The organism is Nocardia sp. NPDC058497 (assembly GCF_042720195.1).
In the GTDB taxonomy this organism is placed as follows: domain Bacteria; phylum Actinomycetota; class Actinomycetes; order Mycobacteriales; family Mycobacteriaceae; genus Nocardia.
The window spans coordinates 1-4,608 of the sequence record NZ_JBHXMY010000479.1 but is presented as its reverse complement, the minus strand read 5'-3'; the positions used below and the strand labels follow the sequence as shown (position 1 = coordinate 4,608).

Sequence of the window (4,608 nt, the reverse complement as noted above, 5' to 3'; positions counted from 1 at the left end):
GCTGCGCGAACCGTCGAATCGTATCGGCGAGGTGCTCGGATACACGCGGGGTCGACCAGATCGCAAACGGGTCCGGCCAATGGCTACGCGGCCAGGGACACCGTCAGCTTGGCACCCAACGCAGCGGTGATCCGCTCCAGCGTGGTCAATGTCGGAACCACGTCGCCGGCCTCCAGCCGACTCACCGCGTGCTGTCGCATCCCCGCGCGGTTTGCCAATTCGGTCTGTGACCACCCGCGCGCTTCACGTGCGGCCCGGATCTGAATACCGAGCTCGTGCGCTAGCTCATACGCGCGCAGTGCCGCCTTGTACTCGGGGGTGGCTCGGGTCGCGGCCAGATCAGTGTCGAATTCGTGCTGACTCGTCATTCGGTTTCTCCCATCGGATCGAAGGTCAGGTGAGCTGGCCCGGCGTGCTCGGCTTCGCATACCTTGCGGGCACTCCTGGCTCGGTCGACCTGCATCGATTCGCGCTGCCTCGTCTTGTGAAACGCGGTTAGCAATACAGCTTTTCGCCTACCAGGGAACCAGTAGCTGATCCGGGTGGCGCGGTTGCCGGACAGCGTGAACCGGAGTTCGCGGACTCCGTCGCCGAGATAGCGACAGTAGGGTTCCCGCAGTTCAGGACCATAGGTCGCGAGTAGGCCAGCGGCGAAGTCGGCGCGAGCTAGATCGGCAGGTGAGAGCTTTGCCAGGAACGCGCGAACCTCGGGTTCGATCTCGATCGCGTACAGCACGCAGTCGACGGTATCACATCAATGTGATGTCTCGGTGAAGCTGTTCGAGCATGGAGCTCCTCCTCAGGAGCTGTCGATCGTATTGGCTCGGATGAGTGTGGCGCTCTCGCGCAGGTAATCGGCCGGCCAAGGAGTCGGCCTTTCGTCGTCGAGCACCCGTGGATTGAGGTTGATCGCAGTCGACTGCTGTGACGGGCGGACTAATTATCGATAATCTGCTGCACCCAGTCGGGTACGTTGTCTGGGCTGCGCGGAAAAGTTCCAACTCGCGGACGCAATCGAGAGCTGACGGGAGGCGCTTCGGGACGCGGGGATTTCGAAAGTATTCGATAGTACGAATCCGGATATGATGGTCGATGCGACTGCGTCGAACGAGGGTTGCGTGCTGCGTAGCGCTGCGGGATCAGCGTTGATCGAACTCACGGCAGCAGCCTCCGGAAAGGCTTCGCCGCCAACGAATCCGACGCCGATCTCATCTCGGTACGCGCCACGTCGTTCTCAGCCCACACCGCCGCGGGCAGCTCGTCGATCATCGAAAGTCCCACTCTCGGCACCAATGCTGTCGAGATATTGGACGTTCCGAATCAGACCGCGGATCCCAATTGTGCGCTATGTCTCGATTGTTGATCCTGCGCTATCCGTGGCCCATCTGCACGTCGATGCTCTTGGTTCGCGCCAGCTCGTCGAAGGTCAGGGTGGCGGTGAAACCTGGTCCGGTAACGGTGGATTGGAAGTAGTCGGGGGACCAGGTGATGGTGAGGCCGCGGTGGTTGGCGTATGCGTGCAGGGCGCGACGGTGGTCGTTGAGGGGGAATTCGGTGAGGCCTTGCTGGAGGACTCGGGTGATGCGCGGTGCGGCGGGTGCGGGGAGCTGGAAGAGGGGGTGCTCGATGAGGAATGCGGCGCGGGTGCCGCCGCCCACGGGGCCGTTGTAGGCGGTCCAGACTCCGGAGATCGCTTTGCAGGCGTCCATGAAGGTGTTCACCGCGCCCTCGGCCTGGGTCGGGGTGCCGGGCAGGGCGGCGAAGGGGACTTCCACGTTCGCGAGTTCGCTGATGCGGTGGTGGATTCCGAAATCGCGGGCCGATTGAGCAAGGCCGGTGACCGTCTCCGGGTAGCCGGCCGGATTTCCCCACGACCACAGCCAGGACTGCGGGCCGGGGGCGGCCGAGCCGAGCAGGTGGACGGCCGAGCATTCGATGGGCTGGTCGCCGGTGAAGGTGAATCGCCCCGCGCGCAGGTCGACGCTCCACGGGCGATCCCCCACCACGTCCATCAGATGCAGTTGATGCTCGAACGAGAACAGGGCCGCATCGTCCAACAGGTTCGCCAGTGTCACTTCAGACATGGTGGCGAGGGTACCTAGGCTGCGCTGAAACACCCCGACGATGCCCGACGCGGCAGCAGTCAAGATGCCTTTCGTTTTTTTCGAATAGCGTTAGACTAGTGCCATGTCCACGATGCTGCGGGAGAGCACGGTCTTTCCTCCCGACAACCCTGCCGACCTCGAACAACTGATCTCGAGTCTGCGTATCGACCAGACGTGTGCGAAGGCGAGGCTTGTCGGCCCCGACGGTACCTACTTGGACATTCCCGACGAGCTCTATGCGGTGCTGCGTGACGCGGTCATCGCCCTGTCCAACGGGCTGGCAGTGTCGATCGCGCCGCATAACACCATGCTCACCACCCAGGAGGCCGCCGACCTCCTCAATATCTCCCGTCCCACGCTTGTCCGCCTGCTCACCGACGGCGAAATCGCCCACTCGATGCGCGGCCGCCACCGTCGCGTCCTGCTCCGTGACGTCCTCGCCTACCAGGAACGAGTCCGGACGGAACGCCGAGCTGCTTTGGACGCCATGGCCGTCGAGGGCGAAGACGCAGGCATCTACACCGCAACCATCACTCCACCCGACCCACGGTAGGGCGCGCGGATGCCGTTCAGCGTGTTCCTCGATGCATGTGTTCTGCACCCCGCGTATCTCTCCGACACCCTTCTCCGCATGGCGGATGCCCAGATGTTCCGCCCGCTCTGGTCCACGGACGTGCTGACGGAGCTGCGCGGAAGCCTGGTTCGCCGGGACCTCCCGCCGGACAGCGTCGACCGCCGGATATCGCACATGAAGTCCGCATTCCCCGATGCGTTGGTCACCGGCTACGAATCGCTGGTCAGCGGTATGGAGAACGATCCGAAAGATCGACACGTCCTAGCCGCGGCCGTGCGGTCGGCTGCCGAGGTCCTGGTCACCTTCAATGTCCGCGACTTCCCCGAGCGCGCATTGAAGCCCTATGACCTCACCGCAATCACTCCGGACGATTTCTCCTCGACCAGCTGGATCTCTACCCCGGCCTGACGATCTCGACGTTGCGGGCACAGGCGGCGGCGTACCGCCGAGACCCAAGGTCGGTCACCGGTCTACTGGCGGTCCTGGAAAGAACTGGCACCCGAGTCTTCGCCGCCGAAGTCCGGCGTCACCTCGACAGCGCAACCACCTGAATTGACGGGCTGGATCCCGTCGCCGTTCCGTGAACTTCAATCAGATTGCCAGGACGGTCTTTCCGCGCGCGCTCCCCGCGCCGAGGACGGCGGGTGCGGCTTCCAGGGGCACTGTCGCCTCGATCGGTACCACCACGTCTCCGGAGGCGACTCGGCCCAGCAGGCGGGTCAATTCCGGTACGCGGCCTTTGGATTCGAAGTTGCCGCCGGTGATGTCGCGTTCGCGCAACGAGTTCTCGTCGGCGGCCCAGGTGGTGGAGTAGGCGCGGCCGCCGGGATGGACGAGGGTGGCGTGGGAGGCGAAGTCGGCGGGGGCGCTGATCAGGTCGAAGAGGACGTCGATGCCGTCGGGGTGGGTGAAGCGGACGGCGCCGGTGACGCTGGAGTCGCGGTGGGTGGCCGGGTCGGGGTCGACGATGTTGGGATCGGCGGGGCGGGATTTGGTGTAGTCGATCGTTTCCGCGGCGCCGAGGCGGGCTACCTGGTCGGCGGCGTCGCCGCGGGGGGTGGCGATCACGTGGCCGCCCGCGATATTGGCCAGCTGGACCAGGAAGGAGCCGACGCCGCCGGTCGCCCCGACGATCAGCACCGTTTGGCCGGGCTTGATCTGGGCGGTGTCGACGAGGTCCTGGGCGGTGACGCCGGCGACGGGGAGCGCGGCCGCGGCCACAGAGGTGACGCCGTCGGGGATCGGCACCAGGGTCGCGTCCTCGGGCAGGGTCGCGTACTGGGCCCAGCTGCCGTGGCCCGCCGGCGCGGTGAGGAACTTGCCGACCACCCGGTCGCCGACGGCGAACGAGCGCACGCCAGGGCCGATCGCCGAGATCGTGCCCGCGCCGTCCACGCCGAGGATCATCGGGAAATCGGTGGGCATCTTGCCCTCGAGGATGCCGTCGGCCATCTTCAGGTCGAACGGGTTGACTCCCGCCGCGTCCAGCGCGACCTGCACCTCACCGGGTCCCGGCTCCGGCACCGGCACATCGGCCAGCTCCGGGGTGGCGCCGAACTTCTGAACCACGATCGCGCGCATATGTCTCCTGTGTCTGTGGAGCCGGGTGGTCGTCGAGCGCGCCGCGAAACGGGTTGCGGCAGATCGAACATCTCGTTGCGCAATCTTAGGTGGGCAGGGCTGCGACGTGCGGTGATTGATCGTCTTCGGTGGTGTCGCGGCGTAGCGTGAACACCGATTCCGGCGTCCATCGGGAAAAGTTGGAGTTGAGCGGAACAGACTCAACTTTGTGCGCGTTGAACCAGTCGATACCGGACACACCCAAGGAGATCTGTGGACTCGTTCAATCCCACCACCAAGACACAGGCCGCGCTGACCGCCGCCCTTAAGGCCGCCGCGGCGGCCGGCAATACGCAGATCCGACCGCGC

Annotated in this window: 7 protein-coding genes; 3 read left to right on the top strand and 4 right to left on the bottom strand. The window is 65.3% G+C overall.

The genetic code is table 11. The features are described 5' to 3' along the window. Positions 1-83 precede the first annotated feature (83 nt). From ACFWPJ_RS25350 to ACFWPJ_RS25340, 3 genes are all read right to left on the bottom strand, one after another. Positions 84-368: a multiprotein-bridging factor 1 family protein gene (locus ACFWPJ_RS25350; RefSeq protein WP_378854883.1), complete on the bottom strand. Its 285-nt coding sequence runs from the start codon at positions 366-368 to the stop codon at positions 84-86. Continuing rightward, the gene (locus ACFWPJ_RS25345; protein ID WP_378854882.1) at positions 365-736 is read right to left on the bottom strand and encodes a type II toxin-antitoxin system RelE/ParE family toxin; all 372 of its coding nucleotides are present in this window, start codon (positions 734-736) and stop codon (positions 365-367) included. Before ACFWPJ_RS25345 ends, ACFWPJ_RS25350 begins: the two co-directional genes overlap by 4 nt. A gap of 634 nt (positions 737-1,370) precedes the next feature. After that, positions 1,371-2,084, bottom strand: coding sequence for a DUF6882 domain-containing protein (locus ACFWPJ_RS25340; RefSeq protein WP_378854881.1), 714 nt, complete (start codon positions 2,082-2,084; stop codon positions 1,371-1,373). A 103-nt stretch (positions 2,085-2,187) separates the two neighbouring features. On the opposite strand from ACFWPJ_RS25340, the gene ACFWPJ_RS25335 reads away from it, so the two are divergent. Both ACFWPJ_RS25335 and ACFWPJ_RS25330 read left to right on the top strand, forming a co-directional pair. Further along, complete coding sequence (locus tag ACFWPJ_RS25335; RefSeq protein WP_378854880.1) at positions 2,188-2,658, top strand: helix-turn-helix domain-containing protein; 471 nt, start codon at positions 2,188-2,190, stop codon at positions 2,656-2,658. A gap of 9 nt (positions 2,659-2,667) precedes the next feature. Further along, positions 2,668-3,087, top strand: coding sequence for a PIN domain-containing protein (locus tag ACFWPJ_RS25330; RefSeq protein ID WP_378854879.1), 420 nt, complete (start codon positions 2,668-2,670; stop codon positions 3,085-3,087). 183 nt (positions 3,088-3,270) lie between these two features. On the opposite strand, the gene ACFWPJ_RS25325 is transcribed toward ACFWPJ_RS25330, so the two are convergent. Continuing rightward, the gene (locus ACFWPJ_RS25325) at positions 3,271-4,260 is read right to left on the bottom strand and encodes an NADP-dependent oxidoreductase (protein ID WP_378854878.1); all 990 of its coding nucleotides are present in this window, start codon (positions 4,258-4,260) and stop codon (positions 3,271-3,273) included. 252 nt (positions 4,261-4,512) lie between these two features. Here ACFWPJ_RS25325 and ACFWPJ_RS25320 point away from each other — a divergent pair. Then, positions 4,513-4,608: hypothetical protein (locus ACFWPJ_RS25320; protein WP_378854884.1), on the top strand; the 96-nt coding region annotated here is incomplete at its 3' end.

Excerpts from the sequence above, each read along its gene's own strand:
- ACFWPJ_RS25340 (WP_378854881.1), bottom strand. The coding sequence starts at position 2,084 with ATGTCTGAAGTGACACTGGCGAACCTGTTGGACGATGCGGCCCTGTTC.
- ACFWPJ_RS25350 (WP_378854883.1), bottom strand. The coding sequence starts at position 368 with ATGACGAGTCAGCACGAATTCGACACTGATCTGGCCGCGACCCGAGCC.
- ACFWPJ_RS25335 (WP_378854880.1), top strand. The coding sequence starts at position 2,188 with ATGTCCACGATGCTGCGGGAGAGCACGGTCTTTCCTCCCGACAACCCT.
- ACFWPJ_RS25325 (WP_378854878.1), bottom strand. The coding sequence starts at position 4,260 with ATGCGCGCGATCGTGGTTCAGAAGTTCGGCGCCACCCCGGAGCTGGCC.
- ACFWPJ_RS25330 (WP_378854879.1), top strand. The coding sequence starts at position 2,668 with ATGCCGTTCAGCGTGTTCCTCGATGCATGTGTTCTGCACCCCGCGTAT.